Origin of the sequence: Oceanimonas sp. AH20CE76, assembly GCF_039654065.1 — a bacterium.
Taxonomy (GTDB): Bacteria; Pseudomonadota; Gammaproteobacteria; order Enterobacterales; family Aeromonadaceae; genus Oceanimonas; species Oceanimonas smirnovii.
Genome location: NZ_CP155481.1, coordinates 492,828 through 510,507 on the forward strand (window position 1 = coordinate 492,828; position 17,680 = coordinate 510,507).

A 17,680-nucleotide genomic window follows, 5' to 3' on the forward strand; every position below is an offset into this window, starting at 1 on the left:
TGCGTCCCCGCATTTGGGGATGGATTTTTTCAACTGTAGAACGACATTATCAGGAGCTGTTAATGGCAACTATTAACCAGCTGGTTCGCAAGCCGCGTAAAGCAACCGTTGCTCAAAGCAACGTGCCTGCGCTGGAAGCCTGCCCGCAAAAGCGCGGTGTTTGCACCCGCGTATACACCACCACTCCGAAGAAGCCGAACTCCGCACTGCGTAAAGTATGCCGTGTTCGTCTGACCAACGGCTTCGAAGTGAACTCCTACATCGGTGGTGAAGGCCACAACCTGCAGGAGCACTCCGTGGTTCTGATCCGTGGTGGTCGTGTTAAAGATCTGCCCGGTGTGCGTTACCACACCGTTCGCGGCGCGCTCGACACCTCCGGTGTTTCTGCCCGTCGTCAGGCCCGTTCCAAGTACGGTGCCAAGAAGCCCAAGGCTTAATGGTTCTCCGTTAAGTAAGGCCAAACATTTATTTTTTTAACCTGTTTTGTTTTGGGTTAATCCTGAAGCTACGGAGAGTTAGCAATGCCAAGACGTCGCGTAATCGGCCAGCGTAAAATTCTGCCGGATCCCAAGTTCGGATCTGAGCTGCTGGCAAAATTCGTAAACGTAGTAATGGTAGACGGCAAGAAGTCTACTTCTGAAAAGATTGTTTACGGTGCCCTGGACATCGTTGCTGCCAAAACCAGCAAAGATCACCTGGCTCTGTTTGAAGAAGCCCTGGACAACGTTCGTCCTACTGTTGAAGTTAAATCCCGCCGGGTAGGTGGTTCTACCTATCAGGTGCCTGTTGAAGTGCGTCCCGTACGTCGTAACGCTCTGGCCATGCGCTGGCTGGTAGATGCTGCGCGCAAGCGTGGCGAAAAATCCATGGCCCAGCGTCTGGCTGGTGAGCTGATGGATGCCTCTGAAAACAAAGGCTCTGCCGTGAAGAAGCGTGAAGACGTTCACCGCATGGCCGAAGCCAACAAGGCCTTCGCTCACTACCGCTGGTAATGAGAGCGGGCGCGGTGCAAGCCGCGCCCTCTGTGGCTCACGAAGGACATTCGACCTTGGCAAGAGGATCTTATTGTGGCTCGTACAACCCCGATTGAGCGTTACCGTAATATCGGTATCAGCGCTCATATAGACGCCGGTAAAACCACCACTACCGAGCGCGTTCTGTTCTATACCGGTGTTAACCATAAGCTCGGCGAAACCCACGAGGGTGCGGCGACCATGGACTGGATGGAGCAGGAGCAGGAGCGTGGTATTACCATTACATCCGCAGCAACAACCTGTTTCTGGGATGGCATGGAACATCAGTTCCCTCAGCACCGTATCAACATCATCGACACCCCCGGACACGTAGACTTCACCATTGAAGTAGAGCGTTCCATGCGGGTGCTCGACGGTGCCGTTATGGTGTATTGCGCCGTGGGTGGTGTTCAGCCGCAGTCCGAGACGGTATGGCGTCAGGCCAATAAATACCACGTTCCGCGCATTGCCTTTGTCAACAAAATGGACCGTACCGGTGCCAACTTCCTGCGGGTGGTCGAACAGATCAAAACCCGTCTGAAAGGTGTGCCGGTACCGGTGCAGCTGCCCATTGGTGCCGAAGAAGGCTTCAAGGGTGTGGTTGACCTGGTCAAGCTGAAAGGCATCGACTGGAACGAGGCGGACAACGGTACCACCTTTGAATACCACGATGTGCCTGCCGATATGCAGGAACTGGCGGAAGAGTGGCACCAGAATCTGGTAGAAGCCGCTGCTGAAGCCAGCGAAGAGCTGATGGAGAAATACCTGGAAGAAGGTGAGCTGACCGAGGCGGAAATCAAAGCTGGTTTGCGTCAACGTGTGCTCAACAACGAAATCATCCTGGTTACCTGTGGATCCGCGTTCAAGAACAAGGGTGTACAGGCCATGCTCGACGTAGTGGTGGAATACCTGCCGTCTCCGGTGGAAGTGCCTGCCATTGCCGGCGTGAAGGAAGACGGCGAAACGCCTGATACCCGTACTGCCGACGATGCGGCGCCCTTTGCCGCGCTGGCATTCAAAATTGCCACGGATCCCTTTGTGGGCAACCTGACCTTCTTCCGCGCTTATTCCGGCGTGGTCAACACCGGTGATACGGTGCTGAACCCGGTGAAGAACAAGCGCGAGCGGGTTGGTCGTATCGTACAGATGCATGCGAACAAACGGGAAGAAATCAAATCCGTTTGTGCCGGCGACATTGCCGCCGCCATTGGCCTGAAAGATGTAACCACCGGTGACACTTTGTGTGCGCCGGCGGCCCCCATCATTCTGGAGCGGATGGAATTCCCCGAGCCGGTTATTTCCGTTGCGGTTGAGCCGAGAACCAAGGCTGACCAGGAAAAAATGGGCCTGGCCCTGGGCCGTCTGGCTCAGGAAGATCCTTCGTTCCGTGTGTGGACGGATGAAGAGTCTGGCCAGACCATTATTGCCGGTATGGGTGAGCTGCATCTGGACATCATCGTGGACCGCATGAAACGCGAGTTCAAGGTAGAAGCCAACGTGGGTAAACCCCAGGTTTCTTACCGCGAAACCATTCGTGGTTCTGTGGAGCAGGAAGGCAAGTTTGTGCGCCAGTCTGGTGGCCGTGGTCAGTTTGGCCATGTCTGGATTAAAATCCAGCCCCAGGAAGAAGGTGCCGGCTATACCTTTGAAAATGCCATTGTGGGCGGCGTGATTCCCAAAGAATTCATTCCGGCCGTAGACAAGGGTATTCAGGAGCAGATGAAACAGGGCGTGCTGGCGGGTTATCCCATCGAGGACCTCAAGGTCACCCTGTATGACGGCTCCTTCCACGATGTTGACTCTTCCGAAATGGCCTTTAAAATCGCCGGCTCAATGGCGTTTAAAGAGGGTTTCATGAAATGTAACCCCGTTTTGCTTGAGCCGCTGATGAAGGTGGAAGTGGAAACGCCGGAAGAGTACATGGGTGATGTGATCGGTGATGTAAACCGTCGCCGTGGCATCATTGAAGGCATGGAAGACGGTGTCACCGGCAAGATTATCAATGCCCTGGTTCCGCTGTCCGAAATGTTCGGTTACGCTACCGACCTGCGTTCTCAGTCTCAGGGCCGTGCTTCCTACTCCATGGAGTTTGCCAAGTACGCCGAAGTGCCTGCGAACATGGCCGAGGCAGTGATTGCTGTCCGCCGAGGTTAATTAATCTTTGTTAAATCTTCCCGCCCTACCGGGCGGGAGCAAATCAGGAAGGACTAGTCCGTGTCTAAAGAAAAATTTGAACGTACGAAACCGCACGTAAACGTTGGCACCATCGGCCACGTTGACCACGGTAAAACCACTCTGACCGCCGCCATCACCACCGTTCTGGCCAAGAAAATGGGTGGCTCTGCCCGCGGTTACGATCAGATCGATAACGCGCCGGAAGAAAAGGCCCGTGGTATCACCATCGCCGCTTCTCACGTTGAGTACGACACCGAAACCCGTCACTACGCTCACGTTGACTGCCCCGGTCACGCTGACTACGTGAAAAACATGATCACCGGTGCTGCTCAGATGGACGGCGCTATCCTGGTAGTGGCTGCCACCGATGGCCCCATGCCGCAAACCCGTGAGCACATCCTGCTGGCCCGCCAGGTAGGTGTACCTTACATCGTTGTATTCATGAACAAGTGTGACATGGTTGACGATGAAGAGCTGCTCGAGCTGGTAGAAATGGAAGTGCGTGAGCTGCTGTCCGAGTATGAATTCCCGGGCGACGACACGCCGGTTATTCAGGGCTCCGCTCTGAAAGGCCTGGAAGGTGATCCTCAGTGGGAAGAGAAAATCCTGGAACTGGCTGACGCCCTGGATTCTTACATTCCGGATCCCGAGCGTGCCGTTGACGGTGCTTTCCTGCTGCCGATTGAAGACGTATTCTCCATCCAGGGTCGTGGTACCGTGGTTACCGGTCGTGTAGAGCGCGGTATCGTTAAGGTTGGTGAAGAAATCGAAATCGTTGGTATCAAAGACACCACCAAGACCACCTGTACCGGTGTTGAAATGTTCCGCAAACTGCTGGACGAAGGCCGTGCCGGTGAGAACGTAGGTGTTCTGCTGCGTGGTACCAAGCGTGAAGACGTTGAGCGTGGTCAGGTTCTGGCCAAGCCGGGCTCCATCACTCCGCACACCGACTTCGAATCCGAAGTATACGTACTGTCCAAAGACGAAGGCGGCCGTCACACTCCGTTCTTCAAAGGCTACCGTCCTCAGTTCTACTTCCGTACTACTGACGTGACCGGTACCATCGAACTGCCGGAAGGCGTTGAAATGGTAATGCCTGGCGACAACATCAAGATGGTTGTAAGCCTGATCGCTCCCATCGCGATGGAAGACGGTCTGCGCTTCGCTATCCGTGAAGGTGGCCGCACCGTGGGCGCCGGCGTTGTAGCCAAGATCATCAAGTAATTGATGACTTGCGCAACCCGCGCTGCAAAAAAGGAGGCTTCGGCCTCCTTTTTTCGTTTCTGAGCTTGCCTGCACACCTTTATGTTAGTAACTTCTAATCTAAAGGTGTGAGGGGAATGCTATCATTCGTCACCGATAACCCAATTAAGGAACCCAGTATGAATATCAAACAGGTAACCTCCGGCTTTGCGGTGGCGGATCAGGTCACCGCCGGCGATCTGGCGACGCTTAAACAGCTGGGATACAAAACCCTTATCTGTAACCGTCCTGATGGTGAAACAGAAGGGCAGCCTGCCGCCGAGGCGCTGGCAGCCGAGGCGCGCAGTCAGGGCTTTGCCTGGGAGTGGATTCCTATCAGCTCAGGCAACTTTACCGATGAGGCCATTACCGACTTTGACACGGCCCTGAAGCGCCACTCGGGCCCCGTACTGGCCTTTTGTCGCACCGGTACCCGCTCTATTACGCTGTGGGCCTTGTCTCAGGCAGCCCGGCAGCCGGCAGAAGTATTGCTGCAGCAGGCTGCTGCAGCTGGTTATGATCTCTCTGTCCATGCCGGCCGGATGGCGGAACGCCTGTCATCATGAGTCTGTTGCCCGAGTGGGCGAAAGATTATAGCCGCCGCATACTGGCTCAGGATGGAGCCGCAGCACTGATTGTTACCCTGATGCTGATCCCTCAGTCGCTGGCTTATGCCATGCTGGCGGGGCTGCCGCCTCAGGCTGGCCTTTATGCCAGCATATTGCCATTAATTATCTATGCACTGTCCGGCTCAAGCCGAACCCTGTCGGTTGGGCCGGTGGCGGTGTTGTCTCTGATGACGGCGGCTACCCTGGGCCAGCTCTCACTGCAGGGAGTGCATTACACTGACGGGGCCCTGGCGCTGGCGTTGCTGAGCGGTGGCTGGTTGCTGCTGTTTGGCCTGTTCCGGCTGGGGTTTGTGGCGCATTTTATCAGTCATTCAGTGATGTCGGGCTTTATCAGTGCGTCTGCGGTGCTGATTACGCTAAGCCAGTTGCGTCACCTGCTGGGGGTTCAGCTTGAAGGGGCGCTCTGGCAGCTTCCTGTGGTGCTGGTGGCCCAGTCTGAAGCCATACCGCCGGCGACCCTGGGGGTGTCGGTTATCAGCCTGATCGCCCTGTTATGGGCCCGGGCCGGCCTTAAAGGCCTGTTGTTGCGGATAATGAGCCCGGCCTCGGCCACCGCAGTGGTGCGGCTGATGCCGGCCCTGGTGGTGATGTCGGCGATTGTACTGTCGGTGCAGCTGGATCTGGAGAGCGCCGGCGTGGCGGTGGTGCAATCCGTTCCGGCTGGCTTGCCGGTGCTGAGCTGGCCCGAGTGGCACAATTTGCCATGGCGGGAGCTGGTATTGCCTTCATTACTGCTGGGCCTGGTGGGATTCGTCGAGTCGGTATCCATCGGTCAGACTCTGGCAGCGCGCCGCCGGCAACGCATTCGGCCCAACAGGGAGCTGATTGGCCTGGGGCTGGCTAACTTGTCTGCAGGCGTCTCCGGTGGCATGCCGGTAACCGGGGGCTTTGCCCGCTCCGTGGTGAACTTTGACGCCGGCGCACAAACGCCGGCAGCCGGTATTTATGCTGCTTTCGGCATTACCCTGGCCGGGCTCTGGTTTGCGCCCTGGCTGAGTAACCTGCCCCAGGCAGTGCTGGCCGCCACCATAGTTGTATCGGTACTGGGGTTGTTTGACTGGCGGCATTTCGGCCACACCTGGGGCTATTCCCGCGCCGACTTCAGCGCTCTCTGTGCCACCTTTGTGATGACGCTGGCGGCGGGCGTAGAAGCCGGGCTGATGAGCGGTATTCTGGTGTCATTGTTGCTGCACCTGTATCACAGCCACAAGCCGCACTGGGCCGAAGTGGGCCGCATTGCCGGCACCGAGCACTTTCGTAACCGGTTGCGCCATCGCGTTGAGCTGAATGAAGCACTGCTGTGTTTGCGGGTGGACGAAAGCCTGTATTTTGCCAACGCAGGTGAATTGGAAGAGGTGATTGCTACTCTGGTCAGTCAGCGCCCCGGGCTGCGCCACCTGGTGCTGCAATGCACGGCAGTCAACCGCATTGACGCTTCAGCCCTCGACAGCCTGCTGATGATTAATGAACGCCTCAGGCTTGCCGGTATTTGTTTTCATTTGGCCGAGGTAAAAGGCCCTGTGATGGATCGGCTGGAGCGCAGCGAGCTGTTGCAGCAACTCAGTGGCAAGGTCTATCTGACGCTGTTTCAGGCCTGGCAAGAGCTGGGCGGGTCGTGAGTGTTAAAAAGGATCCCGGACATAAATCGACGTGTTTTTAGTCAAAATTAACTTGCACTGATAACTGATATCATTTAGATTTGCTCTATAGCGGAGGGCATCATTTATGTATGTTTGTTTGTGCAAAGGTATTACCGAACGCCAGTTAAAAGCAGCCATTGCCGAAGGCAATGCCGATTTTATGGATCTCAAGCGCGAGCTGGGAGCTGGCTCCCAGTGTGGTAAATGTATTCCGGTTGCACTGGCCATTCTGGCTGAAGAAACCGCTAAAAACGCCGTCTTTTACGAAGTGGCCTGACACCGGCCGCCTGGTACAAAAAAAGCTCCTTCGGGAGCTTTTTTTGTTGAAGCAGTCAGCTGCGGCCCAGCTGTTTGTAAGCATAGCGGGGGCGAGAGCTGAGGAGCTGACTTTTCTGCTCTTCGGTCATGTTGGCCGGATTCAGCCCCAGTACTCTGAAGGTTAACAGGGGGCGCGCTTCCAGCGTGATCATCAGTGCTTTGATGGCCTGCAGGCTGTTTTCTCCCGGCTCGCCGTAGGCGTAGGTCAGAATGCCCTGATTCAACAAATTTTTGACGGCGGGCTCGGTGACCGGCAGTTTTATGACGCTTTTACGCTGGATCACAAACTCCCGCAGCACGGCTTTTTCATTCGGATCCAGGTATTCAAGCAGCTCTTTCAGCAGCTTTTGCCGGGTCACTCGCTGTTTACGATAAAACACATGCTGAAACAGCATGATGGCACCAATCGACAGAAAATAAGTCGCTGACAACACCAGGGCAAGCACAAAGAGTAGCCGGTAATCGGCAAGCCAGAGTCCAAAGGCACCGGTAAACAGACTGTCGGGCAACAGCGTGATCAGTAGGCAGCTCAGCATCAGCCAGCACATAAACCAGTTCAGCGTAGAAACCTGTCGCAGCTCCGGCATTGTATTTTCTCCATTGAATGATGCCTGAGCCGAGTAGTGAGCAATATTCGTGCCATTGGTCAGGCAGGCAGCGGCCAGAAGACAGTTAATACATCAATGCCGGCACTTGTTAATGGCTTACGCAAAACAGGAGCAGAAGTGACGCAAGGTTTGTCTTTATATTAAACGTATACAAATATCTGTTAACTTTGTCGCGATTTTATGTTTTATTAGTGTCCAGTTGGTAATACTTTAGTATGGCTAGACAGGGAGTCATTGAGTAATGAATACAATTTCACTTGAGCAGGCATTATCAATCACCGAAGGTGCGCTGCAGCGCGCCAGGGAAATGTCTGCCGCACCGCTGACCGTCGCCGTGCTCGACAGTGCCGGCGTGCTGGTATCTTTGCAGCGTGAAGATACTGCCAGTCTGATGCGTCCCGATATTGCCATTGCCAAGGCCTGGGGCTCCATCGCACTGGGTCGCAGCTCCCGTGGTCTGGCCGAAATGGCAGAAGCCCGTCCGGGCTTTATGCAATCCATCAATACGCTGGGTCAGGGCAAAGTGTTGCCTGCTCCCGGTGGCGTACTTATTCGTAACGACAATAATCTGATCATTGGTGCCGTGGGCATTACCGGTGATCTGTCTGATGTGGATGAAGCCTGCGCCGTTGCCGGCATTGAAAAAACCGGCCTGAAGGCAGACTGCAGCTAATATTCGGTGCGCGCCCGCCTGCGTGCGGCTCATCACCCCATTGTTTTGGTCGAGGGGTAACCTTGGTTACTCTTTTTTCACGCTCACCCTGTGGTGGGCGTTTTTTTATGAATTTGTAACCGATTAGGGTATGGTTGCTGACTAGTAGGTCAAACAAACGTAAAGAACTATGTCACGGATAAGAGCCAGAAACGAAGAAAAAATCATACGCGCTGCCAGCCGGGTATTTGCCGAGCATGGCTATGCCGCTACCAAAACTGCCGATATCGCCGAGCTGGCTCAGTTGCCCAAGCCCAATATCTACTACTATTTCGGCAGCAAGGAAAATCTCTACCGCGCTGTGCTGGAAAGCGTGACCGAGCCGCTGCTGGCGGCCTCTGCTCCTTTTGAGGAGCATGCTGATCCGGTAATGGCACTGACGGCTTACATACGCACCAAGCTGACGATTTCCCGTGACTACCCTTATGCCTCAAAGGTGTTTGCCAGTGAAATCATGCATGGTGCTCCTCACTTGCCAGAAGATCTGATTGCTCGCCTGAGTGAGCAGACCAAAACGCTGAGCAGCAAGCTGAGTGACTGGATGGGGCAGGGATTGATGGAGCAGTTTGAGCCACGGCATCTGCTGTTTGCCATCTGGGCCTCTACCCAGACTTATGCCGATTTCAATTGGCAGATCACCATGGCCCTGGGTAAGGAGGAGCTGGATGACAGCGACTTTGAACAGGCCGCCGAAGTGATCACCCGGCTGGTGATTGAAGGCTGCCGGGTGCGTCCTTTACCTCAGTAACGTTTCAGCCCGGCTGGTTCTTGGCCTGATTACCCAGCTCTTTGTCGGGCATCACGAAACCCAACAGCAGGCACACCAGCCCATATCCTGTGAGCGAGCTGTAAACGGGTACCGACCAGTCGCTTAACTGCTGCTGATATTGCCAGCTCAGCCAGACCACTCCCAGGGTGCCGCCCAGGGAGCGACAGAAGTTCATCAGCGCCAGCCCGGCACCCAGCTGAGGGGAAGGCAGGGCGTTTTGCACTGCAATGGAGCAGGCCACAATCAAAAAGCCGATGCCCACGCCACCGGCAATCAGGCCGCCATACAGCCAGGGGCCGTTCAGCCAGCGGCCAAACAGCGCCAGTAACAACGCACAGCCAAGCCCCAGCAGAACACCGCCCGCCCAGGGAAAAGGACGGCAAAAGCCGCTGTGAGCAATGCGCTTGCCGCTGATAAAAGTACCGGCGGTCACACTCAGAATAAACCAGAGTAACACCCGGCTGGTGCCGTCCGGGCTCATGCCTTGCTGTTGCTCCAGCGCCAGTGGCAGATAAACCAGCAGCCCCAGTCGCACACCTTCCGACAGCGCCAGCAACAAAAAGGCAATGGCCAGCAAACGGTTGCCCAGTAGCCGCAGTGGCAACACCGGATTGGAATGACGCCATTGTTGTACCAGCAGCACCAGACTGAGCAGGGCAGCCCCGGTCATCATATAAGGCTGGTATGCCGCCAGTGCCGGCAACAGCTCGGCGGTATTGGTAGACAAACCCCAGCCGGTGCCGGCCAGCAGCAGCAAAGTAATGCCGATATTATCCGGCTTGCTGCGGGCTCCTTTATGACCCAGATCCTTTAATGCCCAATAACTCACTGCCATGGCCAGCAGCCCCAGGGGCAGCTTGAACAGAAACAGCCAGCGCCAGTCAAAATGCGCCACCATAAAGGCGCCCAGCAGCGGGCCGGCCACGCTGGAAACGGCAAACAGAGTGGAAATCAGCCCCTGATAACGGCCTACCTGACGGGGTGGTATCACATCGGCAATCACTGCAAACGACAGTGCAATCAGACCACCGCCGCCCAGGCCGGTGAGCAGCCGGGTGGCCAGCAACACCGGCAGGCTGTCGGTAAGGGCGCTTGCCAGTGAGCCAAAGGTAAACAGCGCCAGCGCTGCGGCCAGACAGGGGGTGCGGCCAAAGCGGTCGCTCAGCCGGCCATATACCGGCATGGTCAGGGTCATGGTGAACAAATAACTGCTTACCAGCAGCGGGGCCAGCTGTGGCGAGTCAAAGATCTCACCCAGCCGGGAGATAGCCGGCATCAGTAAGGTAATTTCCAGCGCTCCCAGCATAATGGCCATGGCCACGCCGGCAAACACTCTGTGTGCTTGCTGGCTTTGTTGCACCTGAATTGTTTCAGACATGATAAAAATGACTCCCACTACACTTTAAGAGATCAGGCTGCTTGGCTATCACAATTTGTGAGCAAAACTGCTTTTTCAGCAAGCAGTTAACTACGAACCGGGCAAGCGTCGCAAGCCATGTGTAAAATTTTTGTTGACCGAGAGGTCAAATTTTAATTTAATTGGATGTAAAGATATTAACAACTCATCTGTTCGTCCGGGTGTTTTACCCTGAAGGAGGCAAGCTGTGATCACCTTTTTGTTAAACCAGGAGCTGCGACAGGAAAAAGACCTGTCCCCTAATATGACGGTGCTCAATTACCTGCGCACCCGCGTTGGTAAAACCGGCACCAAGGAAGGCTGCGGCTCCGGTGACTGCGGTGCCTGCACTGTGGTGCTGGGCGAGCGGGATGGTGATCGCATGCGCTATCGCTCGGTCAATTCCTGTCTTACCTTTGTCTCGGCCCTGCACGGCAAGCAGCTGCTGACCGTGGAAGATCTTAAGTCCAGAGACGGCCGCCTGCATCCGGTGCAGCAGGCCATGGTGGACTTCCATGGCTCCCAGTGCGGCTTCTGTACCCCGGGCTTTATCATGTCGATGTTTGCTCTGAGCAAGAACAAACCTGCCGCTGACAAACACGATATCTTTGAGGCGCTGGCCGGCAACCTGTGCCGCTGCACCGGCTATCGCCCCATCGTGGACGCTGCCAAAGCCATAGCCGAGCAGCCACAGCTGGCCGATGACTTCTCTCGATATGAGCAGGAACTGCTGGCGCAGCTGGGCAAGATTGAAACCGATACTCTGGTCACTCTTACCGGTGATGACAAGGTCTGTTTCTCGCCCACCAGCAGTGCCGAGCTGGCCACCCTGCTGGAGCAGCATCCGGATGCCCGGCTGCTGGCCGGCGGCACCGATCTGGCACTGGAAGTGACCCAGTTTCACCGCGAGCTGCCCACCATGATTTATGTGGGCAATGTGGCCGACATGAAAACCCTGGAAGAAACCGAGCGGGGGCTGGTGATTGGGGCAGCCCGCTCTTTAACCGACAGCTATGAAGCGTTAAGCCGCTACTACCCCGACTTTGGCGAGCTGCTGCATCGCTTTGCTTCGCTGCAAATCCGCAACCAGGGCACCCTGGGGGGAAACATCGGCAACGCTTCGCCCATCGGTGATGCGCCGCCGGTGCTGATTGCCCTGAACGCCACTCTGGTGCTGCGCAAAGGGAGCAGAGTGCGTGAACTGCCGGTGGAAGACTACTTCCTCAGCTACAAGGTGACCGCTCAGGAAGAAGGGGAGTTCATCGAGAAGATCATAGTGCCCAAACCGTCGGCCAATCAGCACTTCAGGGTATACAAGCTGTCCAAACGGATAGACGACGATATTTCTGCGGTGTGTGGTGCCTTCAACCTGATCATTGAAAACGGCATCATCACCGATGCCCGCATCGGCTTTGGCGGCATGGCCGCCACGCCCAAACGAGCCAGTGGCTGCGAGCAAGCGCTGGTGGGCAAGATCTGGAACATGGCCACGGTCAAGGCCGGCATGAAGGCCCTTGAAGCCGACTTTGAACCGCTGTCGGACTTCCGTGCCAGCAAGGAATACCGCACCAGAACCGCGGCCAACCTGCTGTATAAGTGCTTTATCGAGCAACAGGATCTGAAACTGGAAACCAGGGTAACGTCTTATGTCTAACAAACCTCAGAACACGCTGACCATCGATGAAATGATGGCGAAAATGAAACAGGAACTGCAAACCGGTGTAGGCAAAAGCGTGCCCCACGACAGCGCCGCCCGGCAGGTCTCCGGCGAGGCTCAGTACATAGACGATCGCCTGGAGTTTCCCAATCAGCTGCATGTGTATGCCCGGCTGTCGGACCAGGCCCATGCTCGCATTACCAGGCTGGATGTGAGCCCCTGCTACGATTTTCCCGGTGTGGCCATTGCCATTACCGCCGAGGACGTGCCCGGCGAGCTGGATATCGGCCCGGTACTGGCGGGTGATCCACTGCTGGCGGACGGCAAAGTGGAATATTACGGCCAGCCGGTGCTGGCGGTAGCCGCCAATGATATGGAAACCGCCCGCAAGGCTGCCATGGCCGCCATTGTGGAATACGAAGAACTGCCGGCGGTGCTGTCGGTGGAAGAGGCGCTGGAAAAAGAGCTGTTTGTCACCGAAAGCCACAAGCAGCAGCGAGGTGACTCCGCCGCCGGTCTGAAAAAGGCCAAACACGTCATTGAAGGCAGCCTGCATATCGGCGGTCAGGAGCATTTCTATCTGGAAACCCAGGTCAGCTCTGTGGTGCCGACGGAAGACGGCGGCATGATGGTATTCACCTCCAGCCAGAACCCCACCGAGGTACAGAAGCTGGTGGCCAGTGTGCTGGACGTGCCCATGAACAAAGTGGTCATCGACATGCGCCGCATGGGCGGTGGCTTTGGCGGCAAGGAAACCCAGGCCGCCGGCCCCGCCTGCATGGCGGCGGTGGTGGCGCGCCTCACCGGTCGTCCGGCCAAAATGCGGTTGCCGCGCATGGAAGACATGATCATGACCGGCAAGCGTCACCCCTTCTTTAACCAGTACAAGATTGGCTTTGACGACAGCGGCCGCATTCAGGCGGCAGAAATTACCGTGGCCGGTAACTGTGGCTACTCGCCGGATCTGTCCTCGTCCATCGTTGACCGGGCCATGTTCCACTCCGACAACGCCTATTACCTGGGTGATGCCACCGTTATCGGTCATCGCTGCAAGACCAATACCGCGTCTAACACCGCCTATCGCGGTTTTGGCGGCCCTCAGGGCATGATGACCATTGAACACGTAATGGACGAAATTGCCTCTTATCTTGGCAAGGATCCCCTGGAGATCCGCAAGATTAACTTTTACGGCAAAGCCGAGCGCAACGTCACTCACTATCATCAGCCGGTGGAGCACAACATTATTCACGAGCTGGTGAATGATCTTGAGTTGTCGTCGGAATATGCCAGACGCCGGAAAGAAATTCGGGCCTTTAACGCCAAAAGCCCCATTCTGAAAAAGGGCATCGCCATCACACCGGTGAAGTTTGGTATCTCCTTTACGGCCACCTTTCTCAACCAGGCCGGGGCGCTGATCCACGTTTACACCGACGGCAGCATTCACCTTAACCATGGCGGCACCGAAATGGGTCAGGGCCTGAATATCAAGGTGGCCCAGATAGTCGCGGAAGAATTTCAGGTGGATATTGATCGCATTCAGATCACCGCTACCAATACCGACAAGGTGCCCAACACCTCGCCGACGGCGGCGTCGAGCGGTACCGATCTGAATGGCAAGGCGGCCCAGAATGCGGCCCGCACCATCAAGCAGCGGCTGATCGACTGGGCTGCCGGTCACTTTCAGGTGAGCCCGGAAGAAGTGGTGTTCAAAAACAACCTGGTGCAAATTCGCGATACCCTGATGGCGTTTCCGGAGTTTGTTCAGCTGGCCTACTTCAACCAGATTTCGCTGTCGAGCACCGGCTTCTACAAAACGCCGAAAATCTATTACGACCATGTCAGCGGCTCGGGCCGGCCTTTCTACTACTTTGCCTACGGCGCAGCCTGTGCCGAAGTGGTCATAGATACCCTTACCGGTGAATACAAGCTGCTGCGCACCGACATACTGCACGATGTGGGCGACTCCCTGAACCCGGCCATTGACATCGGTCAGGTGGAAGGAGCCTTTATTCAGGGGGCCGGCTGGCTCACCACCGAAGAGCTGGTATGGAACGACAAGGGCCGGCTGATGACCAGCGGACCGGCCAGCTACAAGATTCCGGCAGTGGCCGACATGCCCACGGATTTTCGTATCAAGCTGGTGGAAAACCGCAAGAATCCCGAAGACACCGTCTTTCACTCCAAGGCCGTGGGCGAGCCGCCCTTTATGCTTGGCATGGCAGTCTGGTGCGCACTGAAGGACGCCGTGGCCAGTGTCTCCGGTTACCTGCGCTATCCGCATATAGACGCACCGGCCACTCCGGAGCGGGTACTGTGGGCGGTGGAACAAATGCGAGAGCTGGCAGAGCAGCAGCAAGGCGCTGCCGATGCGGTCAGCATGAAATAAGTCATTGGCCCGGGAGCGAAACATGTTCAAGGACAACTGGATTCAGGTTCTGGCCGAGCTGGAGCAGCGGGGTGAGCCCTGCATCATGGTCACAGTAGTGGAGCACAAGGGCTCCACCCCGCGGGACAGCGGTACCAAAATGCTGGTGACCGAAGCCGGCTGTTACGCCACCATTGGTGGCGGCCATCTGGAATTCAAAGCCATGGAGCTGGCGCGGCACATGCTGGCAGAAGGCGAGCAAGCCATGCGGGTGGAGCGTTTTAATCTGGGGGCCAGCCTGGGCCAGTGCTGCGGCGGCATGACTACCATTATGCTGGAGCCGGTGGTGCGGCCCCGCCATCATCTGGTGCTGTTTGGTGCCGGCCATGTGGCCAAGGCGCTGGTGCATATACTGGCCACCCTGCCGTTTCGCATTACCTGGATAGACTCACGGCCCGAGGAATTTCCCGCCAGTCTGCCCGAAGGAGTGACTGCCGTGGTCAGTGACGAGCCCGTTGACGAGATTGATGAGCAGCCTGCCGGCAGTTACTACCTGGTGATGACCCACAATCATCAGCTGGATCTGGAGCTGTGCGCCCGCATTCTTAAACGCAATGATGCCCGTTACTTTGGCGTGATTGGCTCGCGTACCAAGCGCAAGCGTTTTGACTACCGGCTGAAGGAGCGGGGGTTTGATGACGCCGCCCTGGCGAACATGATTTGCCCCATCGGCCTGGCCGAGGTCACCGGCAAACATCCGGCGGAAATTGCCGTGTCGGTGGCGGGCCAGCTGATTGCCGCTTATCAGGGTGAGGTCGTCAGCAATCAGGCGATTCCCGCCGCCCAGGCCGAGCACGCCTGATTTTATTGATTTCAAGGAGACGCGCAGAGATGACGCAACCCGTAGCCTATCGCGCCGCCATTTTTTACAGCCTGGGTGATCCGGCCAAAGTGGGCCTGGAAAATTCTTTTGCCTGGCATGAAGATGGGGTGCTGGTGGTGGCCGATGGCCATATTCAGGATGTGGGGCCGGCCCCGGAAGTACTGAACCGGCTGCCCGCCGGCACCCAGGTGGTGGAGCTTGAAAACCGGTTGATCACGCCGGGCTTTATCGACACTCATATTCATTTTCCACAAACCGAAATGATCGCCTCTTATGGTGATCAGCTGCTGGACTGGCTCAATAACTACACCTTTCCGGAAGAACGCAAGTTTGCCGATCCCGCACATGCTGCCCGAGTGGCAAAGCTGTTTCTCGATGAGCTGTTGCGCAACGGCACCACCACCGCCATGGTGTATGGCACTGTGCACCCCCAGGCGGTGGACGCCTTCTTTACCGAGTCCGAGCGGCGCAATACTCGCATGATCGCCGGCAAGGTGATGATGGATCGCCATGCTCCCGAATTTCTGCTGGACACGCCTGAGTCGTCCTATGCCGACAGCAAGGCGCTGATTGAGCGCTGGCACAACAAAGGCCGCCAGCTTTATGCGGTGACGCCGCGCTTTGCCCCCACCAGCAGCCCGGAACAGCTCGACGCCGCCGGCCGCCTGCTGCGTGAGCATAAGGATCTTTATCTGCAGACTCATCTGTCGGAAAACCGCAAAGAGATTGCCTGGGTCAAGGAGCTGTTTCCGGAGCGGTCCGGCTATCTGGATGTGTATGACCATCACGGTCTGCTCAGTGAGCGCTCCATATTTGCTCACAGTGTGCATCTGGAAGACGGTGAATGCGAGCGGCTCCATGCCACCGGCTCGGGGGTGTCTTTCTGTGCCACCTCCAACCTGTTTCTCGGCTCGGGCCTGCTCGATCTGGCGCGGCTGGAGCGCTTTGATGTCAATGTGAGCCTGGGTACGGACGTGGGCGGCGGTACCAGTTTCTCGCTGCTGCAGACCATGAATGAGGCTTACAAGGTGTTGCAGCTGCAGCAGCAAAAGCTGCATCCGCTCAAGGCGTTTTACCTGGCCACCCTGGGTGGTGCCGAGTCGCTGCGTCTGGATGACAAGCTGGGTAACCTGCTGCCGGGCAAGGAAGCCGACTTTCTGGTGCTGGATCTGAATGCCACAGCACTGATGCATGCCCGCACACAAAATGCACAAACTTTGTACGAAAAACTTTTTGTACTCATGATGCTGGGAGACGACAGAGCCATTGAAAGTACCTTTGTTTATGGCAAATGCCAGCATGGCAAAAATGGCGTCTGAGAGAGTTAAGAGGCATTTGAGTAGTAAGAAACGCCCGCTCAGGGCGTTTTTTGTGCTCAGTCACAGACTTGGACATTGTGGCTGTTGAATTGGCAAAAAGCGCGTTAGATTGTATACGTAAAGTGTAACAATTTTTTAACTGAAACAGGCAAGGATAGCGGTGATGTCGTCGCTGCAGCCAAGTCCGCAACTGGAAACAAAAACATGAGTTCACTCAGTCAACTGGAGCCGAGACCTGTCAAGTCGAGCTCAAACACGCAAGACGATATCGTCTACGAACATATTTTTGATGCCATTCTGGAGCAGCGACTGGCACCGGGCACCAAGCTCAGTGAAGAAGCGCTGGGCGATATTTTTGGCGTCAGCCGCACCATTATTCGCCGTGCCCTGCTGCGCCTGTCTCACGAGCAGGTGGTGATTATTCGCCCCAACCGGGGGGCCGTGGTGGCCGCACCCAGCGTGGAAGAAGCCCGGCAAATTTTCGCCGCCCGCCGCGTGGTTGAGCTGGCGGTTATTGAGCTGGCGGTAAAAAATGCCACCCCCGAAAGCCTGGCCCGTATGCGTGCCATGGTGCAGGAAGAGCAGGACGCCTTTGCCCGGGGCGATCGCGGCAGCGGCATTCGCCTGTCTGGTGAGTTTCACCTTGAGCTGGCGCACATGGCCAACAATACACCGCTGCTTAACTTTCAGCGCAGTGTGGTGTCACAGACATCACTGATTATTGCCCAGTATGAAGTCGGTCATCAGGCCCACTGCTCCTTTAACGAGCATGAAATATTGCTGAATGCCATCGAAACCGGCGACAAAGATACCGCCATGCAAAAAATGGCCGAGCACCTGGACCATATCGAAGCCAAGCTCAATCTGGACGGCGACTCCGCCTCCACGGATCTGCATGTGGTCTTTTCCGGCGTGGCCAAAAAACGCCGCGGCCGTTAATTCGGCTGGAAATAA

At 56.4% G+C, this 17,680-nt stretch carries 17 protein-coding genes; 15 read left to right on the forward strand and 2 right to left on the reverse strand.

Features of this window, described 5'->3' with window-relative positions:
- Positions 1 to 62: 62 nt before the first annotated feature.
- The 7 genes from rpsL (at position 63) to N2M06_RS02535 (ending at position 6,976) form a co-directional block, all read left to right on the forward strand.
- Positions 63 to 437, forward strand: a complete 375-nt coding sequence (gene rpsL / locus N2M06_RS02505) for a 30S ribosomal protein S12 (RefSeq protein ID WP_346351480.1) — start codon at positions 63 to 65, stop codon at positions 435 to 437.
- Positions 438 to 521: 84 nt separating this feature from the next.
- Complete coding sequence (gene rpsG, locus N2M06_RS02510) at positions 522 to 992, forward strand: 30S ribosomal protein S7 (protein WP_014293655.1); 471 nt, start codon at positions 522 to 524, stop codon at positions 990 to 992.
- 75 nt (positions 993 to 1,067) lie between these two features.
- Positions 1,068 to 3,167, forward strand: coding sequence for an elongation factor G (gene fusA, locus N2M06_RS02515; RefSeq protein WP_346351481.1), 2,100 nt, complete (start codon positions 1,068 to 1,070; stop codon positions 3,165 to 3,167).
- Between the two features lie 60 nt (positions 3,168 to 3,227).
- Positions 3,228 to 4,412 (forward strand): elongation factor Tu, encoded by a 1,185-nt coding sequence (gene tuf, locus N2M06_RS02520; RefSeq protein ID WP_346351482.1) that lies wholly within the window; start codon positions 3,228 to 3,230, stop codon positions 4,410 to 4,412.
- A gap of 158 nt (positions 4,413 to 4,570) precedes the next feature.
- Positions 4,571 to 4,996, forward strand: coding sequence for a TIGR01244 family sulfur transferase (locus tag N2M06_RS02525; RefSeq protein WP_346351483.1), 426 nt, complete (start codon positions 4,571 to 4,573; stop codon positions 4,994 to 4,996).
- Complete coding sequence (locus N2M06_RS02530) at positions 4,993 to 6,678, forward strand: SulP family inorganic anion transporter (RefSeq protein ID WP_346351484.1); 1,686 nt, start codon at positions 4,993 to 4,995, stop codon at positions 6,676 to 6,678. Before N2M06_RS02525 ends, N2M06_RS02530 begins: the two co-directional genes overlap by 4 nt.
- Positions 6,679 to 6,784: 106 nt before the next feature.
- Positions 6,785 to 6,976, forward strand: coding sequence for a (2Fe-2S)-binding protein (locus tag N2M06_RS02535; RefSeq protein WP_019935978.1), 192 nt, complete (start codon positions 6,785 to 6,787; stop codon positions 6,974 to 6,976).
- Between the two features lie 55 nt (positions 6,977 to 7,031).
- Here the strand turns inward: N2M06_RS02535 and N2M06_RS02540 are convergent, their stop codons facing one another.
- The gene (locus N2M06_RS02540) at positions 7,032 to 7,604 is read right to left on the reverse strand and encodes a superinfection exclusion B family protein (protein WP_019935979.1); all 573 of its coding nucleotides are present in this window, start codon (positions 7,602 to 7,604) and stop codon (positions 7,032 to 7,034) included.
- 36 nt (positions 7,605 to 7,640) lie between these two features.
- Here N2M06_RS02540 and N2M06_RS02545 point away from each other — a divergent pair, with 36 nt between their 5' ends.
- From N2M06_RS02545 to N2M06_RS02555, 3 genes are all read left to right on the forward strand, one after another.
- Positions 7,641 to 7,769 carry a hypothetical protein gene (locus N2M06_RS02545; protein ID WP_281163195.1) on the forward strand — a complete coding sequence of 43 codons (129 nt, stop codon included), beginning with the start codon at positions 7,641 to 7,643 and terminating at the stop codon, positions 7,767 to 7,769.
- Positions 7,770 to 7,866: 97 nt separating this feature from the next.
- Entirely contained in the window at positions 7,867 to 8,298 is a 432-nt protein-coding gene (locus N2M06_RS02550; RefSeq protein ID WP_019935980.1) for a heme-binding protein, read from the forward strand.
- A gap of 169 nt (positions 8,299 to 8,467) precedes the next feature.
- Complete coding sequence (locus N2M06_RS02555; protein ID WP_019935981.1) at positions 8,468 to 9,085, forward strand: TetR/AcrR family transcriptional regulator; 618 nt, start codon at positions 8,468 to 8,470, stop codon at positions 9,083 to 9,085.
- 4 nt (positions 9,086 to 9,089) lie between these two features.
- On the opposite strand, the gene N2M06_RS02560 is transcribed toward N2M06_RS02555, so the two are convergent.
- A complete protein-coding gene (locus N2M06_RS02560; RefSeq protein ID WP_317074433.1) occupies positions 9,090 to 10,484 on the reverse strand; it encodes an MFS transporter in 1,395 nt (464 codons plus the stop codon).
- Positions 10,485 to 10,710: 226 nt separating this feature from the next.
- Here N2M06_RS02560 and xdhA point away from each other — a divergent pair, with 226 nt between their 5' ends.
- From xdhA to N2M06_RS02585, 5 genes are all read left to right on the forward strand, one after another.
- Positions 10,711 to 12,156 (forward strand): xanthine dehydrogenase small subunit, encoded by a 1,446-nt coding sequence (gene xdhA, locus N2M06_RS02565; protein WP_346351485.1) that lies wholly within the window; start codon positions 10,711 to 10,713, stop codon positions 12,154 to 12,156.
- Positions 12,149 to 14,545 (forward strand): xanthine dehydrogenase molybdopterin binding subunit, encoded by a 2,397-nt coding sequence (gene xdhB, locus N2M06_RS02570; protein WP_346351486.1) that lies wholly within the window; start codon positions 12,149 to 12,151, stop codon positions 14,543 to 14,545. The genes xdhA and xdhB overlap by 8 nt, the downstream gene beginning before the upstream one ends.
- Positions 14,546 to 14,567: 22 nt before the next feature.
- Complete coding sequence (gene xdhC / locus N2M06_RS02575; RefSeq protein WP_317074430.1) at positions 14,568 to 15,386, forward strand: xanthine dehydrogenase accessory protein XdhC; 819 nt, start codon at positions 14,568 to 14,570, stop codon at positions 15,384 to 15,386.
- A gap of 29 nt (positions 15,387 to 15,415) precedes the next feature.
- Positions 15,416 to 16,726: a guanine deaminase gene (gene guaD, locus N2M06_RS02580; protein ID WP_346351487.1), complete on the forward strand. Its 1,311-nt coding sequence runs from the start codon at positions 15,416 to 15,418 to the stop codon at positions 16,724 to 16,726.
- Between the two features lie 204 nt (positions 16,727 to 16,930).
- Positions 16,931 to 17,665: a GntR family transcriptional regulator gene (locus N2M06_RS02585; RefSeq protein WP_019935987.1), complete on the forward strand. Its 735-nt coding sequence runs from the start codon at positions 16,931 to 16,933 to the stop codon at positions 17,663 to 17,665.
- The last annotated feature ends 15 nt before the right edge of the window (positions 17,666 to 17,680 follow it).